This is a genomic window from Cryobacterium glucosi, from assembly GCF_004402235.1.
GTDB classification, from domain to species: domain Bacteria; phylum Actinomycetota; class Actinomycetes; order Actinomycetales; family Microbacteriaceae; genus Cryobacterium; species Cryobacterium glucosi.
Genome location: NZ_SOFS01000022.1, coordinates 1 through 26,117, shown reverse-complemented (window position 1 = coordinate 26,117; position 26,117 = coordinate 1). Strand labels below are relative to the sequence as shown.

Below are 26,117 nucleotides of genomic sequence, written 5' to 3'. Positions count from 1 at the left end.
GGCCGGTGAAACGGTTATCGGAGTGCTCACGAGGCCACCGCCTCCGTGGGTGTCGTGGTGCGTTTCCGGGGCGTCTTCGCACCCGGGGTCTTCTGGCCCGGCGTCGGCAGCCGGAAGATGGCGCGCACGAGGGGCGGCGCCGCGATGAACAGCACGATCAGGGACTGCACGATCAGCACGATGTCGATCGGGACACCCTCTGCCGCCTGCATCGAGAACCCGCCCGCCTTGAAGGCGCCGAAGAGGATGCCCGCGGCGAAGACCCCCCACGGGCGTGAGCGGCCGAGCAGCGCGACGGTGATCGCGTCGAACCCAATGCCGGAGTCGATGCCGGCGTCGAAACCGCTCGTCGACGTGCCGAGCACCTGGTTGATGCCGGCGAGGCCGACGAGGCCGCCGGAGAACAGCATCGCGTAGACGTACATCCGGTTGACGCTGATCCCGGCCACCCGGGCCGCGTGCGGGTTGAGCCCGACGGCGCGGAACTGGAAGCCGAGATTCGAGCGCGACAACAGCCACCAGGTGAAGATCGTCGCGATGATCACGAGGATGAACCCGAGGTGCAGGTTGTACGCGGGGCCGAGCAGGTCGGGGAACACGGCCGTCGGTTTGCTCGCAGGACTCTGCGGGTTGTTGGACCCCGGCGTCTTCAGGAAGCCGTCGCGCAGCAGGTAGCTGACGAGATAGTAGGCGACATAGTTCAGCATGATCGTCGTGATGACCTCGTGCGCACCGGTGCGGGCCTTGAGCAGGCCGACGATGCCGCCCCAAAGCGCACCGCCTGCGACGCCGACGACGAGGGCGACGACGAGGTGGATGCCGGCGGGCAGGTCGAGCGCGAAGGCCACCCAGCCGCCGAGCGCTGCCGCGATAAGCATCTGGCCGCGACCGCCGATGTTGAACAGCCCGACGCGGAAGCCGAGCGCAACGCCGAGGCCGGCCGCGATCAGCGGGGTCGCGAAGGTGAGGGTCTCGGTGAGCGGCTTGATCCCGGACGCGAAGTCCGGCTTGCGGAAGTTGTAGATCGACCCCTGAAACAGGGCGGAGTACGCTCCGGAGACGGAATTCCAGGCCGCGACGACGGTGTCGCCCGGTCGGGAGAAGAAGTACACCGATGCCTTCTGGACGTCCTCGTTGGTGAAGGCGATCAGGATCGCGCCGACGAGCAGGGCGAGGAGAACGGCGAGGACGGAGATGATGGCGTTCCCGGTCGTGATCTCTCGGAAGACCTGGTACGCGCGGCTCGGCTGGTCAGGCTGGTCCGGCCCGGCCGGCTTCCCGCTGGAAACCGGCGGGGTCTGAAGGGTCTCGCTCATGCTGCCGCTCCTTCTTCGGTCGGCGTTTCGCCGGCCATCATTAGCCCCAGTACGGCCCGGGGGGTGTCGCCGGGGACGATGCCCACGACGCGGCCTCGGAACATCACCAGGATCCGGTCGGCGAGGGCGGCGACCTCGTCGAGTTCGGTCGAGATCACGATGACCGGGGTGCCGGCATCCCGGGTCGCGATGATGCCCTCGTGCACGAATTCGATCGAACCGACGTCGAGGCCGCGGGTCGGCTGGGCGGCGATGAAGAGCCGCAGATCGCGGCTGAGCTCTCTGGCGAGGACGACCTTCTGCTGGTTGCCGCCGGAGAGGCGGGCGACGAGGGTGTCGATGCCCTGGGAGCGCACGTCGAATTCCTTGACCTTGTCCTCGGCGAACCGGGCGAGGAAGGACAGCTGGACGTTGAAGCGCTTGACGAACGGCGGCTGGTGCGACCGGTCGAGCATCAGGTTCTCGGCGATCGTGAATTCGCCGACGAGGCCGTCCTCTGTGCGGTCCTCTGGCACGAAGCCGACGCCGGCGTCGAGGATCCGGCGCACGGTGTGGTTGCGAAGCGAGGCTCCGTCGAGGGTGATGCCGCCGGAGACGCGCGGCTGGAGGCCCATCAGGGCCTCAGTCAGCTCGGTCTGCCCGTTTCCCTGCACTCCGGCGATGGCGAGGATCTCGCCGGCGTGCACGGTGAAGCTCACGTTGTTGACGAGCACCTGCCCGCGCGGGTCGAGCACGGTGAGGTCGGTGACGACGAGGGCAGGGGCGCCGGGCGCGGCCGGGGACTTGTCAACGGTGAGGTCGACGGGGCGGCCGACCATCATCGTGGCGAGTTCCTCGTTGCTCGCGGTGGGCGAGGCCTGGCCGACGACGGCACCGAGGCGGATGACGGTGATCCGGTCGGCGACAGCGCGCACCTCCCTGAGTTTGTGGGTGATGAAGACGATCGAGGTGCCGGAGTCGCGCAGCTGGCGCATGATGCCCATCAGCTCGTCGGTCTCCTGCGGGGTGAGCACCGCGGTCGGCTCGTCGAAGACGAGCACCTTCGCATCGCGGGAGAGCGCCTTGATGATCTCGACCCGCTGCTGCACTCCGACGGGGAGGTCCTCGACGAGGGCGTCGGGGTCGACGTCGAACCCGAACCTGGCCGAGATCTCGGTCACCCGGCGGCGGGCGGCCGGGAGATCGAGGTGGCCGCCGAACCCGGTCTCTTCGTGGCCGAGCATGACGTTCTCGGCGACGGTGAAGACGGGGATGAGCATGAAGTGCTGGTGCACCATGCCGATGCCGGCGGCCATGGCGTCGCCGGGTCCGGAGAAGTGCTGGACGACGTCGTCGAGCAGGATCTCGCCTTCTTCGGCCCGGTAGAGGCCGTAGAGCACGTTCATCAGGGTGGACTTCCCTGCGCCGTTCTCGCCGAGCAGCGCGTGGATCTCGCCGGCCTCGACAGTGAGGTTGATGTGGTCGTTGGCGACCAGGGCACCGAATCTCTTCGTAATGCCTCGAAGTTCGAGCTTCATACTTCCCGATTCTATTGAGCAGCCGGCCGGGGGGGGTCAGCGGCCGGGGGTTAAAGCACACGGGGAGGCCAGCTCTCGCTGGCCTCCCCGCGATGGCACTTCCTGGTGTGTTACTTCGGGGTGGACGGCGACGTGACCTTGAGCTTGCCGCTGATGATGTCGGCCTTGATCGCGTCGACCTCCTTCACGAGCGCGGGGTCGACCTTGGACTCCCAGTCGTGCAGGGGCGCGATGTCGACGCCCTTGTTCTCGAGGGTGCCGATGTACGGGGTCGCGCTGAACTTGCCGTTCGCCGCGTCAACGACGATCGCCTTGGTCGCATCCGCCATCTGCTTCATGATCGAGGTGAGGTAGAGCGCCTTCGTGGCCGGTGCGGTCGCGTAGAGGTCGCTGTCGACGCCGACGATGGCAACGTCCTTGCCGGAGTCCTGGATGGCCTGCGCGGTGCCCTGGAAGAGCGGCCCGGCAACCGGAAGGATGATGTCGGCGCCCTGGTCGATCAGGTTGGTGCTGAGTGCCTTGCCCTGGTTGATGTCATCGAAGCTGCCGGCGAAGGTTCCGGCCTGGGCGGCCTTGTCCCAGCCGAGGAGCTTGACGGACTTCGACTTCTGGGTGTTGTAGTACGTCACGCCATCGGCGAAGCCGTCCATGAAGATCGTCACGGATGGGAACTGCTTGCCGCCGTAGGTGCCGACGATGCCGGTCTTGGTGGTGCCTGCAGCAAGGTAACCGGCGAGGAAGGCGGCCTGGGCGGTGTCGTAGAGGACCGGCTTGACGTTGTCGAGGGCAAGGGGGCTGAAGTCGTCATTCGACAGTGCGGAGTCGATGATGGCGAAGTCGGTCTTTGGGCTGGCCTTGGCCGCGTCGCGGGTGGTGTTCGCGAGCGCGAAGCCGACCGTGAGGATGAAGTTGCAGTTCTGGTCGACCATGCTGCTGACGTTGCCCGCGTACTGGTCGGTCGTCTTGGACTCCGCCTGCTTGAACTTGACGCCGAGGGCATCCGCTGCCTGGGTCATTCCGTCGAAGCTGGACTGGTTGAAGGACTTGTCGTCGAAGCCGCCGGCGTCGGAAACGATGCAGGGGGTGAAGTCGGTGACCGCAGCGGTCGACGTGGCGCCGCCGGTGCTCGGCGCCGCCGCACAACCGGCGAGCAGGGCTACGGCGCCTAGGGTGGCGAGTCCGCTGAAAACGGCCCTTCGTTTGGTGATTGTCAAGATGACCTCCATTGCTGGCCCGGCGCGGGTTCGACGGGGCTGTGTGCAATCAGGTTACCCAATGTTTCATTGCTCAGTTGAGCAAACTCGATAGGTGCGCTAAGCGTTATCAACCCGCTACCTGCACGAAACAAATCCGTGCACAATTAGCCGGAGACCGGCACAAACGATTCCGACGGTGTCGGCTACAGAACGTCGCTGCTCCCGGAGAGCTTGAGGGCGTCGACGACGGCCTTCACTTTCTGCGCATTCGCGCTCGTCGTCACGAGCAGAGCGTCCGGCGTGTCGATGACGACGATGTCCTCGACGCCGATCAGCGCGATCATCCGGCCGGTGTGGCTCACGACGATTCCGCTCGACGAGTCGGCGAGCACGCGGGCGCCCTCACCGAGGATCGCCAGGTCGCGCTTCCGCCCGTTCGCGTGGATCTTGGCGATCGACGCGAAGTCGCCGACGTCGTCCCAGTCGAACTGGCCGGGGATGACGGCGAGCTGGCCGCGCGCCGCGACCGGCTCCGCGACGGTGTAGTCGATGGCGATCTTCTTGAGCCTCGGCCAGACCTTGTCGACGACGGCGCCGCGGCGCGGGGTGTCCCACGCATCGGCTAGCTCGAGCAGCCCGGCGAGCAGCTCGGGCTCCGCAGCGCCGATCTCTTCGAGCAGTCGATCGGCCCTGGCGATGAACATTCCCGCGTTCCAGAGGTAGTGGCCGCTCGCGACGTACGCCTCCGCCGTCGCGAGGTCGGGCTTCTCGACGAAGGAATCGACGGACTGCGCGTTCGGCGCCCCCGGGATTTCTAGCGGCGTGGCCGTCTTGATGTAGCCGAATCCGATCGCGGGCTCCGTCGGCCGGATGCCGATCGCGACGATGTACCCGGCATCCGCTGCCGCGACGGCCTCGACGATGGTCTGGCGGAACAGGATGGCGCCCTTGATGACGTGGTCGGCCGCGAAGGACCCGATGATGACGCCGGGTTCGCGTTTCTCGAGGATGGCCGCGGCGAGGCCGATGGCCGCCGTCGACTCGCGCGGCTCGCTCTCGAGCACGACGTTGAGGTCGGCGAGCTCCGGCAGCTGCGCCTCGACGGCGGCGCGGTGCGCGCGACCGGTGACGACCATAATGCGCTGGTCGCCGGCGAGCGGGGCCAGCCGGTCCCAGGTGTCCCTGAGCAGGGTCTGGCCTGACCCGGTGAGGTCGTGCAGGAACTTCGGCGCGTCCGCGCGGGAGAGCGGCCACAGGCGGGATCCGATGCCGCCGGCGGGGATCACGCTGTAGAAGCGCTCGAGTGGGTCAGGTGCCTGGGTCATTCGGCCAGACTACAGGCCGCCGGGGGGCTGTTCACCGGGTATTCACGCAGTGGTTCCGGGTATTCACGTGCTTGTTTCGAGGGGTGCATACGCTCGAAACATGCGGGTTGCCGTCGTCAGTGAAAGTTTCCTCCCCACCGTCAGTGGGGTCACCACGAGCGTCTGCAAGGTGCTCGAGCACCTGCAGCGCACCGGGCACGAGGCGATCGTCATCGCCCCCGCCGGTGCTCCTTCCGAATACGCGGGTTTCCCGGTGTTGAGCGTCCCCGCCGTCTCCTACCGCCAGTTCCCTGTCGGGATGCCGAGCCCGCACGTGCAGCGCCTGCTCGCCGATTTCGGCCCGGATGTCGTGCACGCGGCCTCCCCGTTCCTCCTCGGCGCCCAGGGCATCGCGTCGGCGAACCGCCTCGACATCCCGAGCGTCGCGATCTTCCAGACGGATGTCGCCGGTTACGCCAGGCGCAACCGGCTCGGCCAGGCGACGAAGGTCGCCTGGCGCCTCGTCAAGTGGATCCACGACGGCGCCGACCTCACCCTCGTGCCCTCCTCTGCCTCGATGGCGGACCTCGAACGGGTCGGCGTGCGCAGGCTCGCCCGGTGGACGCGCGGCGTCGACCTCGTCGGCTACCACCCGAACCGGAGGAGCGAACCGGCCGTCGCCGAGCTGCGCAAGCGCCTGTCCCCGAACGGTGAGGTCGTGATCGGCTACGTCGGCCGGATGGCGCCGGAGAAACAGGTCGAACGGTTCCGTGCCCTCAGGGGCGTTCCGGGCATCCGTGTCGCCCTCGTCGGCGACGGGCCGTCCGTGCCGCTCATCCAGCGCGAACTCGCCGGCGTGCCGGTGACGTGGCTCGGCCGGCTCTCCGGGTCCGCCCTCGCCGACGCCTACGCCGCGTTCGACGTCTTCGTCCACGCCGGGACCGAAGAGACCTTCGGCCAGACGATCCAGGAGGCGCACGCGGCTGGGCTCCCCGTCGTCGCCCCGCACGCCGGCGGCCCGATCGACCTCGTCGCGCACGGCGACAACGGATTCCTCTTCACTCCCGACGACGAACGCGATCTGCGGCGCTGTGTCACGCGGCTCGTGGATGACGCGCCGCTCCGGCTGCGGATGGGCGAATCCGGCAGGAGGGCGGTGCTCGGCCGCTCGTGGGAGAACGTCTGCGAAACCCTTGTCGGTTACTACGACAAAGTCATCGACGAACGTGCCGCCATCCGCGTGATGACGGCGGTTCCGCTGTCAATGCAGCGCTGAGGGCCCTCGCGGATAATATCTCGGCCTAGAGACACTTAGGATGGTTGCACGCGCACCAGCGCAGTGCCGGCCTGCACTATTCGAGGCCGCTCATTCAGCCAGGGAAGGTTGGTCATGCCTCAGCAATCGGCACGGACATTGACATCCCAGCAGAAGACCACGTCACGCCGCCCCGCAGGAACCCTGTACCGGGGCCGCGAGGGTATGTGGTCGTGGGTCCTCCACCGGATCACCGGTGTTGCGATCTTCTTCTTTCTGCTGGTCCACATTCTGGACACGGCGCTCGTGCGCGTGAGCCCCGAGGCGTACAACGCGGTCATCTCGACCTACCAGACGCCGATCATGGGTCTCGGCGAGACGGCGCTCGTCGCGGCGATCGTGTTCCACGCGTTCAACGGGATCCGGATCATCCTGATCGACTTCTGGAGCGCGAAGTACCAGAAGGTGATGTTCTACGTCGTCATCGGCCTCTGGGTCGTCACGATGCTGGGCTTCGCCCCCCGCCACCTCATGAACGTCTTCAGTCACTAGGAGGAGCAGCCATGGCAACCACACTTGACTCCCCCAGGAGCCCATACGCGCGCCCGACGGGCAAGCGCGGCACCAACTGGGAAAAATGGGGCTGGATCTACATGCGCGGCTCCGGCGTCGTGCTCATCGTGCTCATCTTCGGTCACCTCTTCGTGAACCTGATGATCGGCAAGGGCGTCGACGCCCTCAACTTCGGCTTCGTCGCCGGCAAGCTCGCGAGCCCGTTCTGGCAGTGGTGGGACGTGGCGATGCTCTGGCTCGCCCTGATCCACGGCGGCAACGGCATGCGCACAATCGTGAACGACTACGCGACCCAGCGGGTCACCCGCGGCATCTTCAAGTGGGCCATCCTCGCCGCCGTCGTGATCCTGATCGTGCTCGGCACGCTCGTGGTCTTCACCTTCGACCCCTGCCCGGCCGGTTCGCCCGCCGACCTTCTTCCCAAGTTCTGCCCGGCCATCTAGGAGCTCACACCAGCACATGACGGATGCATCAAACACCGCACCGACCGAATCCACCGTGATCGACGGCGTGCACTACCACAAGTTCGACATCGTGATCGTGGGAGCAGGCGGTGCAGGGATGCGCGCAGCCATCGAGGCCGGACCAGGGGCAAGCACCGCGGTCATCTCCAAGCTCTACCCGACCCGTTCGCACACGGGAGCCGCCCAGGGCGGCATGGCCGCAGCGCTCGCCAATGTCGAGGAAGACAACTGGGAGTGGCACACCTTCGACACCGTCAAGGGCGGCGACTACCTCGTCGACCAGGACGCGGCTGAGATCCTCGCGAAGGAGGCCATCGACGCGGTCATCGACCTCGAGAACATGGGCCTGCCCTTCAACCGCACCCCGGAGGGCAAGATCGACCAGCGCCGCTTCGGCGGCCACACGAGCGACCACGGCAAGGCGCCCGTGCGCCGCGCCTGCTACGCCGCCGACCGCACCGGCCACATGATCCTGCAGACCCTGTACCAGAACTGCGTCAAGCGCGGCATCAACTTCTTCAACGAGTACTACGTGCTCGACCTCGTGATGACCCCGGTCGACGGTGTCGACCAGCCGTCCGCCGTCGTCGCACTCGACCTGTCGAGCGGCGAACTGCACGTCTTCCAGGGCAAGGCCTTCATCTTCGCGACCGGCGGCTTCGGCAAGATCTACAAGACCACCTCGAACGCGCACACCCTCACCGGTGACGGCGTCGGCATCATCTGGCGCCAGGGCCTTCCGCTCGAGGACATGGAGTTCTTCCAGTTCCACCCGACCGGCCTCGCCGGCCTCGGCATCCTCCTCACCGAGGGAGCCCGTGGTGAGGGCGCGATCCTGCGCAACGCCTCAGGCGAGCGCTTCATGGAGCGGTACGCCCCGACGATCAAGGACCTCGCCCCGCGCGACATCATCGCGCGCTGCATGGTCAAGGAGGTCGCGGAGGGCCGCGGCGCCGGACCGAACAAGGACTACCTGTACCTGGACTGCACCCACCTGGGCGCCGAAGTGCTCGAGACCAAGCTGCCGGACATCACCGAGTTCGCCCGCACCTACCTCGGAGTCGACCCGGTCACCGAACCGGTGCCCGTGATGCCGACGGCGCACTACGCCATGGGCGGCATCCCGACCAACGTCAACGCCGAGGTGCTGCGCAACAACACCACCGTCGTTCCCGGCCTCTACGCCGCCGGCGAGTGCGCGTGCGTCTCGGTGCACGGCTCGAACCGGCTCGGCACCAACTCACTCCTGGACATCAACGTCTTCGGCAAGCGCGCGGGCAACAACGCCGTCGCCTACGTGAAGACCGCGGAGTTCACCCCGCTGCCCGATGACCCGGCCGGGACGGTGCGCGAACTGCTCGAGGGCATCCGCTCGTCGACGGGAACCGAGCGCATCGCCGTGCTGCGCAAGGAACTGCAGGAGACGATGGATGCGAAGGCGCAGGTCTTCCGCACCGACGAGTCGCTCTCCGAGGTCACCGAGGTGATCCACTCGCTGCGCAACCGGTACAAGAACATCGGCGTGCAGGACAAGGGCCGCCGGTTCAACACCGACCTGCTCGAGGCAGTCGAACTCGGCTTCCTGCTCGACCTCGCCGAGGTCGTCGTGTACTCCGCCCGCAACCGCAAGGAAAGCCGCGGCGGCCACATGCGCGACGACTACCCCCTGCGCGACGACGTGAACTACCTCGTGCACACGATGGCGTACCTCACCGGTGACCCGCTCTCAGCGGATGCCGCAGACCACATTGCGCTGGACTGGAAGCCAGTCACCATCACGCGCTACCAGCCGATGGAAAGGAAGTACTGAGTGAGCACCGCATTCGCAGACGCCCCGGTCGTGCCCGAGGAGATTCAGTCCTTCACCGTCACGCTCATCATCCGGCGCTTCAACCCGGAGGTCGACGACGAGCCGCACTGGGAAGACTTCGACGTGCAGATGTACCCGACCGACCGGGTGCTCGACGCGTTGCACAAGATCAAGTGGGAGCAGGACGGCTCCCTGTCGTTCCGGCGCTCCTGCGCGCACGGTATCTGCGGCTCTGATGCGATGCGCATCAACGGCCGCAACCGCCTGGCCTGCAAGACGCTGATCAAGGACCTCGACATCACCAAGCCGGTCTACGTGGAGGCGATCAAGGGACTTCCGCTCGAGAAGGACCTCATCGTCGACATGGAGCCGTTCTTCGAATCGTTCCGGGCCGTTCAGCCGTTCCTGGTGTCCAACACCGCGCCCGTCGGCGGCAAGGAGCGCATCCAGACCGTCGCCCAGCGCGAACGTTTCGACGACACCACGAAGTGCATCCTCTGCGCGGCATGCACCTCGAGCTGCCCGGTGTTCTGGACGGACGGGCAGTACTTCGGCCCGGCCGCGATCGTGAACGCGCACCGCTTCATCTTCGACTCACGCGACGAGAACGCAGCCGTTCGCCTCGACATCCTGAACGACCGGGAGGGCGTCTGGCGCTGCCGGACGACCTTCAACTGCTCGGAGGCGTGCCCGCGCGGCATCCAGGTGACGCAGGCGATCGCCGAGGTCAAGCAGGCGATCCTGCGCGGCAAGGCCTGAGCGCAGGAGTCTCACACGCACGAATCCCATCCGGAGTAGCCGGTGGCGCCGACTCGGGTTTCGTCGCCACCGGCTGGTCGCGCGTCCCCGGCGGCTGGCCGGGTCGAGTGACCGTCGCTCAGTCCACGAGCCAGATCGACCCGGCTCGGACAGTGCCGAACGAGCCGTTCTGAACCCGGGAGCGCCGCGCCGGAGCGAGGCGATCGGGCCCGGCCGGGGCATCCGCTTCGGGTGTCGGATGACCGGTCTGGACGGGTGGACTCTCGGATCGTCGCAGATCCGGGCGGTCGGGCGCAAGAGGTGAGGGAGTCTCACGAGTGATTGCGCCCCCGAACTGGGGGTATTCGTGGGCGTTTGCGGAAATCGTTAGGCTTATGCGGTGAAGCCGCCCGCATTCGTGAACCGACTGACGACCCTGTCCAAGCGCATCATGCAGTGGCGGCCCGTGCGCGCGTTCATGCACTTCGGGGAAAGCAGCGGCGCGATCCTCGCCGGGGGCATGACCTACCAGGCCATTTTCGCGATCTTCGCGGCGATCTGGGTGGGCTTCTCGATCGCCGGGCTCTGGCTGACCTCGAACCCGGCGCTCCTCGACCAGCTGTACGCCCTGATCAACCAGTCCGTCCCCGGGTTGATCGGCAAGGGTGGAGTGATCGACCCGACCGAGCTCGCGAGCACGGGGACGCTGACCTGGACCGGTGCGATCGCTCTCGTCGGCCTGATCGGCACGACCCTCGGCTGGCTGTCGACGACCGCGCAGGCCGTGCGCAGCATCTTCGGGATGCCGCGCGACGGCACCTTCTTCCTGCTCGTCAAGCTCAGGGAGCTCGGCCTCGGCGCGGGCTTCGGACTCGCACTCATCGTCTCCGCGCTGATCTCGCTCGCGAGCACGGAGGCCCTCGGCGGCATCCTCGGCTTCCTCGGCGTCTCGCGGGACTCTCTCGGGTTCATCGTGGGGGCGCGCACGATCGGGCTGCTCGTCGTGCTGGTCATCGACACCCTCACGCTCGCCGTGCTGTTCCGGGTGCTGAGCCGGGTGCACATCCCGTTCCGTAAGCTCGTGTCCGGCTCCCTGCTCGGCGGGGTCGCGCTCGGCGGGCTCAAGGTGCTCGGTGGCGCCCTCCTCGGTGGGGCGGGCAAGAACCCCCTGCTCGCGACCTTCGCCGTCGTGATCGGGCTGCTGATCTGGTTCAACTTCATGAACACGGTGATCCTCCTCACCGCCTCCTGGATCTCGGTCGGGATGCAGGACGCGGGCATCCCGCCGCAGCCGGTGAACCCGGACGAGGCCGCCGCTGCGGCCGAAGCGCGCGAGCTCGAGGCGCGGCGCATCGCCGCGCTCGCGGAGCTGCGGGACGCCAGGGCTGCACACGAGGCGTCCTCCTGGGGCCGGCGCTGGGCATCCGCTCGCCGGCTGCGCGCCGCCGAGAAGCGCGCAGCCCCCTTCGCCCCGCCGACCTAGACTTGGTTCATGCCGTCTACGCCTGCAGCTTCAACGCCGTCTGCCCAGCCGCTTCGCATCGCCTCGATCAACGTCAACGGGGTGCGCGCTGCTTACCGTAAGGGGATGGGCGACTGGCTGGCCGGACGGGACGTCGATATCCTCGCCATCCAGGAGGTCCGTGCGTCGACCGAGGACCTCGAGGGCCTGCTCGGGCCGGAGTGGAGCATTCTCCACGATGCCGCGACGGCCAAGGGACGGGCCGGGGTCGCCCTCGCGAGCCGGTCGACGGCATCCATTCACCGGGTCGAACTCGGCGCGGAGGACTTCGACAGCGCCGGGCGCTGGCTCGAGGCCGACTACGAGGTGAACGGCACGATCGTGACCGTCGTGAGCACCTACGTGCACTCCGGCGAGACCGACACCCCGAAGCAGGTCGAGAAGTACAAGTTCCTCGATGCGATGCTCGCTCGGCTGCCCGAGCTCGCGGCGCACAGTGAACGCGCGGTCGTGCTCGGCGACCTCAACGTCGGGCACCGCACCCTCGACATCAAGAACTGGCGCGGCAACCGCAAGCACGCGGGGTTCCTGCCGGAGGAGCGGGCGTACTTCGACCGCATCCTCGGCGCGGAGGACGAAGCCGGCTACAACGCCGGCGCCGGTCTCGGCTGGGTCGACGTCGGCCGCAAGTGGGCCGGTGAGGTGGAGGGGCCGTACACGTGGTGGTCGCAGCGCGGCAAGGCCTTCGACACGGATACCGGTTGGCGACTGGACTACCAGCTCGCGACCCCGCTCCTGGCGGCATCCGTCGTCGACTACGCGGTCGACCGCGCGGATGCCTACGACCAGCGCTGGTCGGACCACTCCCCCGTCGTCGTCGACTACGCGCTCTGACCCATTTCACGCCTCCGGCTCCGGCCCGCGGCCACACGCTACGAAAGATCTGAATCATGGACAAGCCCCGTCTCTACTCCGGCATGCAGCCGTCGGCCGAATCGCTGCAGATCGGCAACTACATCGGCGCCCTGCTGAACTGGAAGTCGCTGCAGGAGACGCATGACGCGTTCTTCTCGATCGTCGACCTGCACGCCATCACCGTCGCACAGGACCCGGCCAAGCTGCGGGAGAACACCCGCCGCACCGCGGCGCAGTACATCGCGAGCGGGATCGACCCCGACGCCTCGACGCTCTACGTGCAGTCACACGTTGCCGCGCACGCGCAGCTCGCGTGGGTGCTGAACACCATCACCGGCTTCGGCGAGGCCAGCCGGATGACCCAGTTCAAGGACAAGTCCGCCAAGCAGGGTTCCGACGGCACCACGGTCGGACTGTTCGCGTACCCGATCCTGATGGCCGCGGACATCCTGCTCTACGACACGGTCGTCGTTCCCGTCGGCGAGGACCAGCGCCAGCACGTCGAGCTGACCCGCGACATCGCGGCGCGGTTCAACACGCGATTCGGCGACACGTTCGTGGTGCCGGAGGCCTCCATCCAGAAGGAGACCGCCAAGATCTACGACCTGCAGAACCCGCTGTCGAAGATGTCGAAGTCGGCAGAGTCGCACGCCGGCGTGATCTGGGTGCTCGATGAGCCCTCGGTCACCGCCAAGAAGATCATGCGCGCGGTGACGGATGCCGATGGCGGCGTGGTTTTCGACCGGGAGAACAAGCCCGGCGTGGCCAACCTGCTCACGATCTACTCGACCATGGCCGGGCGCACGGTCCAGTCCCTCGAGGACGAATACGCCGGCCGCGGCTACGGGGACCTCAAGAAGGGCCTCGCCGAGGTCGTCACCGGTACCTTCGGTCCGATTCGCGCCCGGGTGATCGAGCTGCTCGACGACCCGGCCGAGCTCGACCGCCTGCTGGCCGTCAACGCCGCGCGGGCGGCATCCGTTGCCGATGCCACCCTCGCCCGTGCGTACGACCGCGTCGGCCTGCTCCCGCCCCGATTCGCTCGTTGACACAACTGTGGCCGATTCGGACAACTGTTGCCGGCCCGCGGGCCGCAACTGTCCGAATCGGCCACATACGCCGGTATCGCTCGAGCGCAGTGAGCTAGAGGACGTCCTCGTCCACCCAGTCGAGGGACTTGGTGACGGCCTTCTTCCAGTTGCGCAGCAGGCGGTCACGCTCGGCGACGTCGAGCTGGGGCTCCCAGCGGGCGTCCTCCTGCCAGTTGGCGCGGAGTTCGTCGAGGTCGTTCCAGAAGCCGACCGCGAGGCCGGCCGCATACGCGGCGCCCAGGGCGGTCGTCTCCGCCACGACCGGGCGCACCACCGAGACTCCGAGGATGTCGGCCTGGAACTGCATCAGCAGGTCGTTGGCCGCCGCGCCGCCGTCGACCTTGAGCTCGGTGAGCGGAACGCCAGAGTCGGCGTTGACCGCGTCGAGAACCTCACGCGACTGGTACGCGATCGCCTCGAGTGCTGCCCGGGCGATGTGGCCCTTGTTGACGAAGCGGGTCAGTCCAACGAGTGCACCACGGGCATCGGCACGCCAGTACGGCGCGAACAGGCCGGAGAACGCCGGTACGAAGTAGGCGCCGCCGTTGTCCTTCACAGACAGGGCGAGCGCCTCGATCTCTGAGGCCGAACCGATGATGCCGAGGTTGTCGCGCAGCCACTGGACCAGGGCTCCGGTGACGGCGATCGAGCCCTCGAGCGCGTAGTGCGTCTCGCCGTCGCCGAGCTTGTAGCCCACGGTCGTGAGCAGCCCGTTCTTCGAGTGCACGATCTCGGTGCCGGTGTTGAAGATCAGGAAGTTACCGGTGCCGTAGGTGTTCTTCGCCTCGCCCTGGTCGAACGCGGCCTGGCCGAACGTCGCGGCCTGCTGGTCGCCGAGGATGCCCGAAATCGGAGTCTCCCGCAGCAGGCTCTGGCCGCTCGCGATCCCGTAGACCTCGGAGGAGGAGCGGATCTCTGGCAGCATCGACCGGGGCACGTCGAAGGCGGCGAGGATGTCGTCGTCCCACTGCAGGGTCTCGAGGTCCATGAACAGCGTGCGGCTCGCGTTGGTGACGTCGGTCGCGTGCACGCCGCCCTCGAGGCCGCCGGTGAGGTTCCAGAGCACCCAGGAGTCCGTCGTGCCGAACATCAGCTCGCCGGCATCCGCCTTGGCCCTGGCGCCTTCGACGTTCTCGAGGATCCAGACGATCTTCGTGCCCGAGAAGTACGTGGCGAGCGGCAGGCCGACCTGCTTCTTGAAGCGCTCCACGCCCCCGTCGGCGGCGAGGCGGTCGACGATGGGCTGGGTGCGGGTGTCCTGCCAGACGATCGCGTTGTAGACGGGGAGCCCGGTGGTGCGGTCCCAGACCACGGCGGTCTCGCGCTGGTTGGTGATGCCGGCCGCGGCGATGTCGTGCCGGGTCAGGTTCGCCTTGGACAGCGCCTGCCCGATGACCTCACGGGTGTTGTTCCAGATCTCCATCGGGTCGTGCTCGACCCAGCCGGCGCGGGGGAAGATCTGCTCGTGCTCGAGCTGGCCGTTCGAGACGATCGAACCGGCCTTGTCGAAGATGATCGCCCGGGTGCTGGTCGTACCCTGGTCGATCGCGATGACGTAGTCAGCCATTGATAACTCCTTTGTTATTCGTGTGTGTGTCAGGTTAAGCGGGTGAGGTGAAAGCTGTGTGGGAATGTCCGGGGAGGCATCCGCCCCGCCGGCGCCACCGGCGGATGCCGCGCTAGGCGAGGATCGGCAGGAGCGCGGTCGAGACGAGGCCGGCCAGCACCCCGCCGATGATGGGGCCGACGACCGGCACCCAGGAGTACGCCCAGTCGGACGAGCCCTTGCCCTTGATCGGCAGGATGAAGTGCGCGATGCGCGGACCAAGGTCACGGGCCGGGTTGATCGCGTACCCGGTCGGCCCACCGAGCGAAGTGCCGATCACGATCACGAGCAGGGCCACCGGAAGCGGGCCGAGCGCGGCCAGCCCGCCGTTGACGCCCTGGCGACCGCCGCCGAAGGCGATGATCACGAACACCAGCACGAACGTGCCGATGATTTCGGTGACGAGGTTCCAGCCGTAGGAGCGGATGGCCGGACCGGTCGAGAAGACGCCGAGCTTGTTGGCCTGGTTCGGTTCCTGGTCGAAGTGCTGCTTGTACGCGAGCCAGCAGAAGACAGCGCCGATGATGGCGCCCAGCATCTGCGCGCCGATGTACGTGAGCACCGACACGACGTTGACCGGAACGCCGGAGCCGAATTCCGTCGCACCCGATGCGACAAGGCCGAGGGTGACGGCGGGGTTGAGGTGAGCACCGGAGTTGTAGGAGACGATGACACCGGAGAAGACCGCGAGGCCCCACCCGATCGTCACCATCAGGAAACCACCGCCGAACCCCTTGTTCTTGGCGAGGGCCACGTTGGCCACCACGCCGCAGCCGAGGAGGACGAGCAGGGCCGTGCCCACCAGCTCCGAGAGGAAAACGATACCGAGATTGTCCACAGTGACACCCTTGTTCAGTGAAGCCGAATTGTTGACGCTGGAAATGAGACAGTGTTTGGGCCGGTTATGGCTGCAAAACGAATCTCGAGAAACCTATCGACTCTGCGCGGCCAATGGTGCATTCAACCGTGCACGTTTGTGCAGATCGTCGCCTACGCGCGTGAAGCGGATGCCGCGTCGACCGTGGTGAGGTCGACACCATGCCGGTCGCGCAGCACGTCGACGGCGAGGTCGAGCTCGGCTGCCCCGCGCGCGGAATCCCAGCCGAGGACGGGAGCGAGGACTCCGGCGAGTTCTTCGAGCAGCGCCAGGCTGAGCTCACCACGGAAGGCCATGCTCGTTCGTCGCAGCACGAGGTCGGTCAGGTGCACCACGGATTCTGTGGCCGCGAGGAATTCAATCTCGCGACGGGAGTAGTCGGCGTGGTGTTGGAGCACTGCGTCCGGTTCCGCGGTGATGAAGTCGATCACGTCGACCGCGCGGGTGCCGTAGCGGGTCAGCAGCTCGTCGGCCCTCGAGGCGCCGACCTCGTCGCCGTTCGCGGCGCTCCAGACCCGGTGCGCGGCATCCGTCGCCGGGAAGTTGCGGCCGCCGCCGATGGGGAGGCCGGCCGTCGACACGACCCGGGTGCGGCCGAGCAGGGCGAGGATGTCACCGCTCAGGTGCTCGGCGAGGGCCCGGAACGTCGTCCACTTGCCGCCGACGAGGCTGAGCAGGGTGCCCGGTCGGGCACCGAGTGGACGGGACTCGATGCGGTAGTCGCGGGAGACGAACCCCGGCGCCTCGTCGTCGTGCCGGGGCAGCGGGCGCACACCGGCGAACCGGAAGACGATCTCTGAGCGGTTGACGGCCACATCCGGGAAGACGTGCTTGACGAGATCGAAGAAGTAGTCGACCTCGCCTTCGGTGCAGAGCGCGGGCTGGGTCATGTCGTGTTCGAGGTCGGTGGTGCCGACCAGCACCCGACCCGCAAGCGGGTAGATCAGCACGATGCGGCCGTCCTTGTGCTCGAAGAAGATTTCGCGGCCACCCGTTGCCGCGAGAAGCTCCGGGTTGTCGAGCACGATGTGCGACCCCTTGGTGCCGCCCATGAACGTACTGGTCTGACCGAGGGCCGTGTTTGTGAGGTCGGTCCAGGGCCCGGACGTGTTGACGACGATGACGGCCTCGAAGCTGAATTCGGCGCCGGTGACCGTGTTCCGGAGACGCACGCCCGCGGCATCCATACCGATGGCCTCGATGTAGTTGGCGCTGCGCGCGTGCGCACCGGCGGCCAGGCCGTCGGCCAGCACGTCGAGCGCGAGGCGCTCGGGGTCGTGCATCGAGGCGTCGTAGTACGTGGCGGTGTACTTCAGGCCCGGGTTGAGGCGCGGCAGCAGTCTGAGCGATGCCTTCCTGCCGAGGAACTCGTGCCGGGGCACCGTGCCGCCGTCGCGGGAGAAGGAGTCGTAGAGCATCATGCCGATCTTGATCAGCAAGGCACCACGTTCCTGGGCCGCAGCCTGGCGGTGAGTGAGGAAGCGCATCGGCGCGGACATCACCCCGGAGAAGGTGGAGTAGATCGGAATGGTCGTCTTGAGGGGCTTGACGTAGTGCGGGGCGATCTTCAGCAGGCTGTTGCGTTCCTCGACCGACTCCTTGACCAGGCGGAATTCCCCGTTCTCGAGGTAGCGCACACCACCGTGGATCATGTGGGAGGAGGCCGACGAGGCGCCGGAGACGTAGTCGCCCTTGTCGACGATCGCGACGTCGATGCCCTGCATCGCCAGGTCACGGAAGGTCGCGATGCCGTTGATCCCGGCTCCGATGATGAGCACCTGGGCCCGGGGGAGTTCCTGCAGGGCGGCCTGGGCGGCGGCTCCGGACAGCGGACGGGCGGAGGATGACTGATCGGGAGTTGACGGCACTGATTCGCTCACTTCTTTGCGGCTGGGAAACTTTGCGGGACGGGAGGCTTCTACCCTGCTACGTTCTACACAAACGGTCAAGAGCCGTGAACATATGTGCAAGGAGTCGCCGTGATCCATCCGAATGATCCGCCCCTGTCCGACCGCACCTCGGACGCCCTCACCGCGGCGCAGCTGTATTACGTGCAGGACCTCACGATGGAGGCCATCGCGCAGGAGCTGCACACCTCCCGTTCCTCGGTGTCCCGCCTGCTCAGCCAGGCCAGGGCCAGCGGGCTGGTCGACATCCAGATCCGCTCTCCACTCGACGCTCCCAGCCGGGTCGAGAAGCTGATCCTGGACCGGTTCCAGGTCACCGCGCACGTTCTGCCGGTGCCCGACTATGCCAGCGACGTCGACAGGCTGGAGCGAGTTGCCCTGTCCGTTGCACGGATTCTCGGCGAATTCTTCGACTCGAACATGATCATGGGCATCGCCTGGGGCTCCACGATGAATGCCGTCAGCCGCCACCTGACACCGAAGCGCACCCACAACGCGCAGATCGTGCAGTTGAACGGCGCCGGAAACACCCGCAGCACGGGCCTCGACTACGCCAATGAGATCCTGCGGCGATTCAGCAACGCGTTCGACGCCCGCCTGGAGCAGTTCCCGGTTCCCACCTTCTTCGACGATCCGGCCACACGCACGGCCTATTGGCGTGAACGCGGACTGCGCCGGTTGCTGGAAATGCAGGGCAACATGGATGTCGCCCTCTTCAGCGTGGGATCGCCCTTCTCCATGGTTCCCAGCCACGTGTATGTCGGCGGCTACCTCGACGACGAGGAGTTCACGGCGCTCAGCGACGCCGGGGTCGTCGGCGACGTTGCGACCGTCTTCTACCGCGCGGACGGTTCGACAGACGGCATCCCGCTCAACGACCGCGGGACCGGACCGGAACTGTCGGTGTTGCGCCGCACCCCGCGGCGCATCTGCGTTGTCGCAGGCACGTCCAAGGTGGACAGCCTCCGCGGCGCGCTGGCCGCCGGCCTCATCACCGACCTGTTCATCGACGAGGGCACCGCCCGCGCCCTGGTCGGGTCGTAAGAAAACGTCCAAATCCTGCACAGGGCCGGGAGGGAATTATCCGGGAGTGGTGGCGTTGGGCTATAACTAGAAGCAAGAAACGTGCTCCGGGGTCGGTGTAAATCCGAACCGGCGGTGAAAGTCCGCGACCCGTTCCGCCCCAGGGCGAAACGGTTGAGCTGGTGAAATTCCAGCACCGACGGTTAAAGTCCGGATGAGAGGCGCACGATTCGGTTGGACCTTCGGGGCCCGCCGAAGGATTGTGGCGTACGCGTACCCACAGTCCACCCCCGGAGTTCGTTGCAGAAACGAATGGGGCGGGAATGATCCAGGACACCGAGCGTGACATGCTCATGCGGCGCGCCCTCTCCCTCGCTGCCAACGGCCCGGCCACCGGACTGAATCCGCGGGTCGGCTGCGTCATCGTCGACCCGGACGGCGTCGTCCTGGCAGAAGGCTGGCACCGCGGCGCCGGCACTGCCCACGCCGAGGTCGACGCCCTGTCTCACCTCCCGGCCGGAGCCGCCCGCGGCGCGACCGTCATCGTCACCCTCGAACCGTGCAACCACACCGGCCGCACCGGCCCCTGCGCCGTCGCCCTGATCGAAGCGGGCGTGAGCCGGGTCGTCTTCGCCGTCTCCGATCCCGGCCGCGCGTCGTCCGGCGGCGCAGAGCGACTCCGTGCCGCCGACGTCGAAGTCGTCGGCGGGGTGCTCGCCGACGAGGGAGAAGCCTTCCTCGCCGACTGGCTCGTCGCCGCGCGGCTCGGCCGCCCGTTCGTGACGCTCAAGTGGGCCTCGAGCCTCGACGGCCGGACCGCCGCGGCCGACGGCTCGAGCCGCTGGATCACCGGCCCGGATGCCCGCCTCGACGTGCACCGGCGGCGCGCGGCCGCAGGCGCGATCCTCGTCGGCACCGGCACCGTGCTCGCCGACGACCCTGCCCTCACGGCCCGTGCCGCCGACGGAAGCCTGCTCCCGAACCAGCCGATCCCCGTGGTGATCGGGACCCGCGCGGTGCCTGCGGATGCCGCGATCCGGCACCACCCGCATCCGCCGCTGCTCTACCCCGGCCCCGACCTGAACCGGATCCTCCAGGACCTGCACACCCGCGGCATCCGCAGCGCATTCATCGAGGGCGGACCGGGACTCGCGAGCGCCTTCGTCGCGGCCGGGCTTGTCGACGGATACCTCGTCTACCTCGCTCCGACCCTGCTCGGCGGCGGCGGGCTCGCCCTCGGCGACATCGGCGTGACCGGGATCGACCAGCAACGCCGGCTCACGGTCGAGGGCATCGAGCGCCTCGGCGAGGACCTGCTCGTGATCGCCCGGCCCCTGGACTTCCCGCACGCGGAAACCGCACACACAGAGACAAGGATCTGACATGTTCACCGGAATCATCGAGGAACTCGGCACCGTCGACCGGGTCGAACAGGGCACGGATGCGGTGCGCCTGACCGTCCGCGGGCCTCTCGCCGTGTCCGGGGCCGCGATCGGCGACTCGATCTCCGTCAACGGCGTCTGCCTGACCGTCGTGGAGCGCACGCCGGAAACGTTCACCGCCGACTTGATGGCGCAGACCCTGCGCATGTCGACTCTCGCCGAGGCGGGGCCGGGAACACCGGTCAACCTCGAGCGCGCCGCCCTCGTCGGCGGGCGCCTCGGCGGGCACATCGTGCAGGGCCACATCGACGGCACGAGCGAGCTGCTCGCGGTCACCCCTGGCGACGCCTGGCGGGTGCTGCGGTTCAGCCTCTCCCCCGAACTCGCGCCCCTCGTGACGAACAAGGGCTCGATCGCCGTCGACGGGGTCTCCCTCACGGTCAGCACGATCAGCCCGGCGACCGAACCCGAGCAGTGGTTCGAAGTCTCCCTCATCCCCGAAACCCTCACGGCCACCACGCTCGGAAAACGAACGGTCGGAGAGCACGTCAACATCGAAACCGATATCCTGGCCCGCCACGTCGAGCGCATGCTCGCCCTCGCGGACGCAGGATCACGAAGGAGTCACTCATGAGCCTCGCAGACATCCCCAGCGCGCTCGCGGAACTGCGTCTCGGCAAGCCGGTCATCGTCGCCGACGACGAAGGCAGGGAGAACGAGGGTGACGTGATCATCTCGGGGCAGATGGCCACCCAGGAATGGCTCGCGTGGACCGTGCGCTACTCCTCGGGGTTCATCTGCGCGCCGATGACCAATGAGCTCGCCGACAAGCTCAACCTGCCGATCATGGTGCCGAACAACGAAGACCCCCGCGGCACGAACTACACGATCTCCGTCGACGCCGCCGACCGGCTGAGCACCGGCATCAGCGCCGCGGACCGTGCCCACACCCTGCGCGTGCTCGCCGACCCGGCATCCACCCCCTCGAGCCTGCACCGGCCGGGCCACATCATGCCGCTGCGCGCGAAGGACGGCGGCGTGCGCGAACGCGACGGCCACACCGAGGCTGCCGTCGACCTGATGAAACTCGCCGGGCTCGCCCCCGTCGCCGGAATCTCCGAGATCGTCGCAGAGGACGGCGAGATGATGCGCCTGCCCGGCCTCCTCGAGCTCGGCGAACGCGAGGGTGTGCTCGTGATCACGATCGCCGACCTGATCGCCTACCTCGACGAGTTCCACGCGGACTCCGAGCTGCCGACCGCGCACGCCATCCGGGAATCCCCGCGCGTCGACTTCGAGGTCGAGACGACCGTGCCGACCCGGCACGGCGACTTCCAGATCCGGGCATACCGCGACCGGATGACCGGAGCGGACCACGTCGCCCTCGTCTCGGGGACGCCCAGGGACGGCGCCCTCGTGCGGGTGCACTCCGAGTGCCTCACCGGGGAGGCCTTCGGTTCGCTCAAGTGCGAGTGCGGACCGCAGCTCGACGCGGCTCTTGAAACCATCCAGGCCGAGGGCGGCATCGTGATCTACCTGCGCGGCCAGGAGGGTCGCGGCATCGGCCTGATCAACAAGCTGCGGGCATACAAGCTCCAGGAACAGGGCCTCGACACGATCGACGCGAACCTCGCGCTCGGCCTGCCCGCCGACGCCCGAGACTACGGCGCCGCGAGCGCGATCCTCGACCAGATGGGCATCTCCTCGGTGCGCCTGCTCACCAACAACCCCGAGAAGCTCCGCCAGCTCGAAGAGCACGGGGTCACGGTCGTCGAACGCGTTCCGCTCATCGTCGGCGTGGGCATCGACAACCAGGATTACCTCGCCGTGAAACGCGAACGCATGGGCCACCACCTGGCCGACCGGGACATCGTGAAAGGACTCGCACTATGAGTGGAGCAGGCTCGCCCACGGTCGTCGTCGACGGCACGGGCCTCACCATCGTCATCATCGCCGGCCGCTGGCACGACGTCATCACCGATGGGCTGATCGCCGGCGCCACCCGGGTACTCGAGGCATCCGGCGCCACGTTCTCGCTCGTGCGCGTGCCGGGCAGCTTCGAGTTGCCGGTCGCCGCGAAGGTCGCCCTCGACAATGGGGCGGATGCCGTGGTCGCGCTCGGCGTGATCATCCGCGGCGGCACCCCGCACTTCGAGTACGTGTCCGCTGCCGCAACGAACGGTCTCACCCGGGTCGCCCTCGACACCGGAAAGCCGGTCGGCTTCGGCGTGCTCACCCTCGACGACGAGCAGCAGGGCCTCGACAGGGCCGGCCTGCCCGGTTCGAAGGAGGACAAGGGCGAGGAAGCGGCATCCGCTGCGATCAACACCGCCCAGGTGCTGCGCGCCCTTTGTATGCCGAATTCGTAATACCCGAGATCGGTCACTGGCAGCGGCTGCCGGCAGGGGCATCCGTTCGCACCCTCGGCCCCGGAAACGGAAAGTCCCGATTGGGCGACGGTTCGCCTCAGGATTTGAGTCCGACGAGTCACGGACGTATGGTGCAGAGTGATCGCCACAAGCGGACACCTCCCTCCGGGCACCCCCGCGCGGGCACGACGCCTGATCGACGCCGGCGCTCCCGCACGGGTCGACACGCCCGATCACGCCCCCTCACCACGGAAGGACTCTCTTCCATGTCCTCATCCACACTGTCACATCCGTCAGCCGCAACCCCCGAGCCGCAGGCGCCCACCAACCCCCGCAGCCGCGTCGTGCTCGCGAGCCTCATCGGCACCACGATCGAGTTCTACGACTTCTACGTCTACGCGACCGCGGCGGTTCTCGTCTTCCCGCACCTCTTCTTCCCGACCGGCAATGAGACCACGGCGCTGCTCGCTTCCTTCGCGGTCTTCGGCGCGGCCATGGTCGCCCGTCCCGTCGGCGCCCTCGTCTTCGGGCACTTCGGCGACAAGGTCGGCCGCAAGGCGACCCTCGTCGGCGCGCTGCTCACGATGGGCATCGCGACCTTCCTGATCGGACTGCTCCCGACCTACGCCCAGGTCGGCTGGTTCGCCCCGCTGCTGCTCGTCGTGCTGCGCCTCGCCCAGGGCTTCGCGCTCGGCGGAGAGTGGAGCGGTGCCGCCCTCGTGGCGACCGAAAACGCTCCGAAGGGCAAACGCGCCTGGTACGGAACTTTCCCGCAGGTCGGCGCGCCGATCGGCTTCATCATCGCGAACGGCCTGTTCCTGCTGATCGCCACGCTGCTGCCGAGCGACGACCCGACCCGGCCGTCCACCGCGTTCCTCGAGTGGGCCTGGCGGGTGCCGTTCCTGTTCTCCGCGGTGATGGTCATCATCGGCCTGTGGGTGCGGCTGCGCCTCGTCGAGAGCGACGCCTTCACGAAGGCCACGCGCACGAACCGGGTGCACAAGCTCCCGCTCGCCGCGGTGTTCAAGTCCAACTGGCGCGAACTGATCCTCGGAACCTTCATCATGCTCGCGACCTACGTGCTGTTCTACCTGATGACGACGTTCAGCCTGAGCTACGGCCGCGCGGCGACAACCGCTCCCGTCGCGGGCCTCGGCTACAGCTACACGACCTTTGTGCTGATGATGATCGCCGGCGTGCTGTTCTTCGGCGTGTTCACCCTCGCCTCCGGGCCCTGGGCCGACCGCTTCGGCCGCCGCCGCACCCTGATCTGGGTCACCCTCGCGATCATCGTCTTCGGACTGCTCTTCGTGCCGCTGCTCGGCGCCGGGTTCCTCGGCGTGATGATCTTCCTGATCCTCGGCTTCACCCTGATGGGCATGACGTTCGGGCCGATGGGCGCCCTCCTGCCCGAACTGTTCCCGACAGCGGTGCGGTACACCGGTTCCGCTTTCGCGTACAACATGAGCTCGATCCTCGGTGCGGCGGTCGCCCCGTTCATCGCCGTCTGGCTCTGGACGCTCGGCGGCGGCAGCCCGTTCTGGGTCGGCGTGTACCTCTCCGTGATGGCGGTCATCACCCTGGTCGCCCTCCTGCTCAGCCGCGAGACCAAGGACGTCGACATCGAGGCGTAGCCCGCCCCTTCCGTGACCGTTCCGGTCGAGAGTGCCCGTTGCGCGGGTCACTCTCGACCGGGACGGGACGGGTCACGGTCGAGGTTTGAGGTTAAGCTCGATTGGTGAGTACCCCGATCAGTGACGCCAACACGCCCGCCGAAACCGCAGCATCTACCGGGCCCGCACCGGCCGCGGCACCGAAGCCGCGCAGCCGCCTCGGGCGTCTTGGGCGTCGGGCGGATGCTGCGAACGGCCCGCGCGCGACGTTCGGCCAGCTGCTCCCCTACCTTCTCGAGCACAAGAAGGTGCTCAGTGTCGTCGTCCTGCTGAGCATCCTTGGGGCGCTCGCGAGCCTCGCCCAGCCGCTGCTGGTCAGCCAGGTCATCACCGTCGTGCAGCAGAACCAGCCGCTCGGCGCACTCGTCTGGGGGCTCGTCGCGCTCGTCGTCGTGTCCGGGCTGATCAGCGGATACCAGCACTACCTGCTGCAGCGCACCGGGGAAGGCGTCGTGCTCTCGAGCCGGCGCAAGCTCATCGGGCGGATGCTGCGCCTCCCGATCAGCGAGTTCGACACCCGTCGCACCGGCGACCTCGTCTCCCGGGTCGGCTCTGACACGACCCTGCTGCGCGCCGTGCTCACCCAGGGACTCGTCGAGGCGATCGGCGGTTCGCTCACCTTCCTCGGCGCGCTGATCGCGATGCTCGTGATCGACCCGGTTCTGCTCGGGCTGACCGTGCTCGTGATCGCGGCATCCGTCGTCACGGTCACGCTGCTTTCGCAGCGGATCCGCGTCGCGAGCCGCATGGCCCAGGAGAAGGTCGGCGCCCTCGCCGCGAGCGTCGAGCGGGCGATCAGCTCGATTCGAACCGTGCGCGCCTCGAACGCGACAGACCGCGAGATCGCGGCCGTCGACGCCGACGCGACCGGCGCGTACCAGATGGGGCTGCAGGTCGCGAAGATCTCAGCCCTCGTCGTGCCGATCGCCGGCATCGCGATGCAGGTGTCCTTCCTCGTCGTGCTCGGCGTCGGCGGCTTCCGGGTCGCGAGCGGCCAGATCACGGTCGCGAACCTGATCGCGTTCATCCTCTTCCTGTTCCTGATGATCCTGCCGCTCGGCCAGGCCTTCGGCGCGATCACCTCGGTCAACTCGGCGCTCGGCGCCCTCGGCCGTATCCAGGAGATCATCGACCTGCCCGCAGAGGACCAGTTCGACCGCGACCTGTTCCCGCTCGCGATCACCGTCGGCGCCGCCAACGAATCGGTCCGCCCGGACGCCCCCGCGATCTCCTTCGAGAACGTGTTCTTCGGGTACGCGACCCAGGCGTCGACGGCGGATGCCGCGGCGCCCGTCGCCGCTGCGGGCGACGGCGGGCCTGGTGCCGGGCCTGGTACTGGGTCCGGTACCGGCGATTCCGGCGGTTCGCCTGCCGGTCCCCCCGCGGACGTCATGCCGAACGCGCTCGTGACGGCCCTCGTTGCTCCCGGCGTGATCGAGGCGATGCTCGCCGAACCCGACCTGGTCGACGCCGATCTCGCCGCTGCCGACCGCGCCGCGGCCGACCGGGCGGCCGTCGACCTGGCTCACGCCGAGCAGGCCGCCGCCCACCTTGCCGCGGCGGAGCACGCCGCAGCAACTATGGCTGCCGCGCGGCCCGCCGCAGCCCTCGCCGCGGAGTCCGCGGCCGCGGCGAACGC

General features: G+C 67.8%; 22 protein-coding genes and 1 riboswitch. Of the genes, 15 read left to right on the top strand and 7 right to left on the bottom strand.

Translation table 11 applies throughout. From position 1 onward, the window contains the following. Window positions 1-26: 26 nt before the first annotated feature. The 4 genes from E3O46_RS11395 to E3O46_RS11380 form a co-directional block, all read right to left on the bottom strand. On the bottom strand, window positions 27-1,316 hold the full coding sequence (locus tag E3O46_RS11395) for an ABC transporter permease (protein ID WP_134449407.1): 1,290 nt from the start codon (window positions 1,314-1,316) through the stop codon (window positions 27-29). Continuing rightward, window positions 1,313-2,833: an ABC transporter ATP-binding protein gene (locus E3O46_RS11390; RefSeq protein ID WP_134449408.1), complete on the bottom strand. Its 1,521-nt coding sequence runs from the start codon at window positions 2,831-2,833 to the stop codon at window positions 1,313-1,315. Before E3O46_RS11390 ends, E3O46_RS11395 begins: the two co-directional genes overlap by 4 nt. Window positions 2,834-2,943: 110 nt before the next feature. Further along, window positions 2,944-4,047 carry a BMP family lipoprotein gene (locus E3O46_RS11385; RefSeq protein ID WP_134449409.1) on the bottom strand — a complete coding sequence of 368 codons (1,104 nt, stop codon included), beginning with the start codon at window positions 4,045-4,047 and terminating at the stop codon, window positions 2,944-2,946. A 185-nt stretch (window positions 4,048-4,232) separates the two neighbouring features. After that, window positions 4,233-5,354 carry a mannose-1-phosphate guanylyltransferase gene (locus tag E3O46_RS11380; protein ID WP_134449410.1) on the bottom strand — a complete coding sequence of 374 codons (1,122 nt, stop codon included), beginning with the start codon at window positions 5,352-5,354 and terminating at the stop codon, window positions 4,233-4,235. 100 nt (window positions 5,355-5,454) lie between these two features. Between E3O46_RS11380 and E3O46_RS11375 the strand changes: the two genes are divergently transcribed. The 8 genes from E3O46_RS11375 (at window position 5,455) to trpS (ending at window position 13,599) form a co-directional block, all read left to right on the top strand. After that, window positions 5,455-6,609 (top strand): glycosyltransferase family 4 protein, encoded by a 1,155-nt coding sequence (locus E3O46_RS11375; RefSeq protein WP_134449411.1) that lies wholly within the window; start codon window positions 5,455-5,457, stop codon window positions 6,607-6,609. Between the two features lie 114 nt (window positions 6,610-6,723). Beyond that, window positions 6,724-7,140 (top strand): succinate dehydrogenase, cytochrome b556 subunit, encoded by a 417-nt coding sequence (gene sdhC / locus E3O46_RS11370; protein WP_134449412.1) that lies wholly within the window; start codon window positions 6,724-6,726, stop codon window positions 7,138-7,140. 11 nt (window positions 7,141-7,151) lie between these two features. Further along, window positions 7,152-7,604: a succinate dehydrogenase hydrophobic membrane anchor subunit gene (locus tag E3O46_RS11365; RefSeq protein ID WP_134449413.1), complete on the top strand. Its 453-nt coding sequence runs from the start codon at window positions 7,152-7,154 to the stop codon at window positions 7,602-7,604. Window positions 7,605-7,620: 16 nt separating this feature from the next. Next, a complete protein-coding gene (gene sdhA / locus E3O46_RS11360; RefSeq protein WP_134449414.1) occupies window positions 7,621-9,435 on the top strand; it encodes a succinate dehydrogenase flavoprotein subunit in 1,815 nt (604 codons plus the stop codon). Then, window positions 9,436-10,194 carry a succinate dehydrogenase iron-sulfur subunit gene (locus tag E3O46_RS11355; RefSeq protein WP_134449415.1) on the top strand — a complete coding sequence of 253 codons (759 nt, stop codon included), beginning with the start codon at window positions 9,436-9,438 and terminating at the stop codon, window positions 10,192-10,194. Window positions 10,195-10,573: 379 nt separating this feature from the next. Then, window positions 10,574-11,656 carry a YihY/virulence factor BrkB family protein gene (locus E3O46_RS11350; RefSeq protein WP_134449416.1) on the top strand — a complete coding sequence of 361 codons (1,083 nt, stop codon included), beginning with the start codon at window positions 10,574-10,576 and terminating at the stop codon, window positions 11,654-11,656. A gap of 9 nt (window positions 11,657-11,665) precedes the next feature. Beyond that, window positions 11,666-12,529 carry an exodeoxyribonuclease III gene (locus E3O46_RS11345; protein ID WP_134449417.1) on the top strand — a complete coding sequence of 288 codons (864 nt, stop codon included), beginning with the start codon at window positions 11,666-11,668 and terminating at the stop codon, window positions 12,527-12,529. Between the two features lie 56 nt (window positions 12,530-12,585). After that, the gene (gene trpS, locus E3O46_RS11340) at window positions 12,586-13,599 is read left to right on the top strand and encodes a tryptophan--tRNA ligase (RefSeq protein ID WP_134449418.1); all 1,014 of its coding nucleotides are present in this window, start codon (window positions 12,586-12,588) and stop codon (window positions 13,597-13,599) included. A 94-nt stretch (window positions 13,600-13,693) separates the two neighbouring features. Here trpS and glpK read toward each other — a convergent pair whose 3' ends face one another. The 3 genes from glpK to E3O46_RS11325 form a co-directional block, all read right to left on the bottom strand. Further along, window positions 13,694-15,208, bottom strand: a complete 1,515-nt coding sequence (gene glpK, locus E3O46_RS11335) for a glycerol kinase GlpK (protein ID WP_134561727.1) — start codon at window positions 15,206-15,208, stop codon at window positions 13,694-13,696. A 112-nt stretch (window positions 15,209-15,320) separates the two neighbouring features. Next, on the bottom strand, window positions 15,321-16,085 hold the full coding sequence (locus E3O46_RS11330; RefSeq protein ID WP_134450143.1) for an MIP/aquaporin family protein: 765 nt from the start codon (window positions 16,083-16,085) through the stop codon (window positions 15,321-15,323). A 152-nt stretch (window positions 16,086-16,237) separates the two neighbouring features. Beyond that, window positions 16,238-17,953 (bottom strand): glycerol-3-phosphate dehydrogenase/oxidase, encoded by a 1,716-nt coding sequence (locus tag E3O46_RS11325; RefSeq protein WP_255454587.1) that lies wholly within the window; start codon window positions 17,951-17,953, stop codon window positions 16,238-16,240. 150 nt (window positions 17,954-18,103) lie between these two features. Between E3O46_RS11325 and E3O46_RS11320 the strand changes: the two genes are divergently transcribed. The 7 genes from E3O46_RS11320 to E3O46_RS11290 form a co-directional block, all read left to right on the top strand. Then, the gene (locus E3O46_RS11320) at window positions 18,104-19,075 is read left to right on the top strand and encodes a sugar-binding transcriptional regulator (protein WP_255454143.1); all 972 of its coding nucleotides are present in this window, start codon (window positions 18,104-18,106) and stop codon (window positions 19,073-19,075) included. Between the two features lie 78 nt (window positions 19,076-19,153). Then, window positions 19,154-19,284, top strand: a riboswitch (FMN riboswitch). A gap of 93 nt (window positions 19,285-19,377) precedes the next feature. Then, a complete protein-coding gene (ribD, locus tag E3O46_RS11315) occupies window positions 19,378-20,436 on the top strand; it encodes a bifunctional diaminohydroxyphosphoribosylaminopyrimidine deaminase/5-amino-6-(5-phosphoribosylamino)uracil reductase RibD (RefSeq protein ID WP_241975515.1) in 1,059 nt (352 codons plus the stop codon). Between the two features lies 1 nt (window position 20,437). Then, complete coding sequence (locus E3O46_RS11310) at window positions 20,438-21,070, top strand: riboflavin synthase (protein ID WP_134450145.1); 633 nt, start codon at window positions 20,438-20,440, stop codon at window positions 21,068-21,070. Further along, window positions 21,067-22,329, top strand: coding sequence for a GTP cyclohydrolase II (ribA, locus tag E3O46_RS11305; protein WP_134450146.1), 1,263 nt, complete (start codon window positions 21,067-21,069; stop codon window positions 22,327-22,329). Before E3O46_RS11310 ends, ribA begins: the two co-directional genes overlap by 4 nt. Beyond that, a complete protein-coding gene (ribH, locus tag E3O46_RS11300; RefSeq protein ID WP_134450147.1) occupies window positions 22,326-22,805 on the top strand; it encodes a 6,7-dimethyl-8-ribityllumazine synthase in 480 nt (159 codons plus the stop codon). Before ribA ends, ribH begins: the two co-directional genes overlap by 4 nt. 266 nt (window positions 22,806-23,071) lie before the next feature. Further along, the gene (locus tag E3O46_RS11295; RefSeq protein ID WP_134450148.1) at window positions 23,072-24,439 is read left to right on the top strand and encodes an MFS transporter; all 1,368 of its coding nucleotides are present in this window, start codon (window positions 23,072-23,074) and stop codon (window positions 24,437-24,439) included. A gap of 104 nt (window positions 24,440-24,543) precedes the next feature. Beyond that, a partial coding sequence (locus tag E3O46_RS11290; protein ID WP_420897731.1) for an ABC transporter ATP-binding protein occupies window positions 24,544-26,117 on the top strand: 1,574 nt, incomplete at its 3' end.

Coding starts and splice junctions, on each gene's coding strand:
- sdhC (WP_134449412.1), top strand. CDS start 6,724: ATGCCTCAGCAATCGGCACGGACATTGACATCCCAGCAGAAGACCACG.
- E3O46_RS11295 (WP_134450148.1), top strand. CDS start 23,072: ATGTCCTCATCCACACTGTCACATCCGTCAGCCGCAACCCCCGAGCCG.
- E3O46_RS11345 (WP_134449417.1), top strand. CDS start 11,666: ATGCCGTCTACGCCTGCAGCTTCAACGCCGTCTGCCCAGCCGCTTCGC.
- E3O46_RS11395 (WP_134449407.1), bottom strand. CDS start 1,316: ATGAGCGAGACCCTTCAGACCCCGCCGGTTTCCAGCGGGAAGCCGGCC.
- trpS (WP_134449418.1), top strand. CDS start 12,586: ATGGACAAGCCCCGTCTCTACTCCGGCATGCAGCCGTCGGCCGAATCG.
- E3O46_RS11390 (WP_134449408.1), bottom strand. CDS start 2,833: ATGAAGCTCGAACTTCGAGGCATTACGAAGAGATTCGGTGCCCTGGTC.
- ribH (WP_134450147.1), top strand. CDS start 22,326: ATGAGTGGAGCAGGCTCGCCCACGGTCGTCGTCGACGGCACGGGCCTC.
- E3O46_RS11380 (WP_134449410.1), bottom strand. CDS start 5,354: ATGACCCAGGCACCTGACCCACTCGAGCGCTTCTACAGCGTGATCCCC.
- glpK (WP_134561727.1), bottom strand. CDS start 15,208: ATGGCTGACTACGTCATCGCGATCGACCAGGGTACGACCAGCACCCGG.
- ribA (WP_134450146.1), top strand. CDS start 21,067: ATGAGCCTCGCAGACATCCCCAGCGCGCTCGCGGAACTGCGTCTCGGC.
- E3O46_RS11310 (WP_134450145.1), top strand. CDS start 20,438: ATGTTCACCGGAATCATCGAGGAACTCGGCACCGTCGACCGGGTCGAA.
- sdhA (WP_134449414.1), top strand. CDS start 7,621: ATGACGGATGCATCAAACACCGCACCGACCGAATCCACCGTGATCGAC.
- ribD (WP_241975515.1), top strand. CDS start 19,378: ATGATCCAGGACACCGAGCGTGACATGCTCATGCGGCGCGCCCTCTCC.
- E3O46_RS11365 (WP_134449413.1), top strand. CDS start 7,152: ATGGCAACCACACTTGACTCCCCCAGGAGCCCATACGCGCGCCCGACG.
- E3O46_RS11375 (WP_134449411.1), top strand. CDS start 5,455: ATGCGGGTTGCCGTCGTCAGTGAAAGTTTCCTCCCCACCGTCAGTGGG.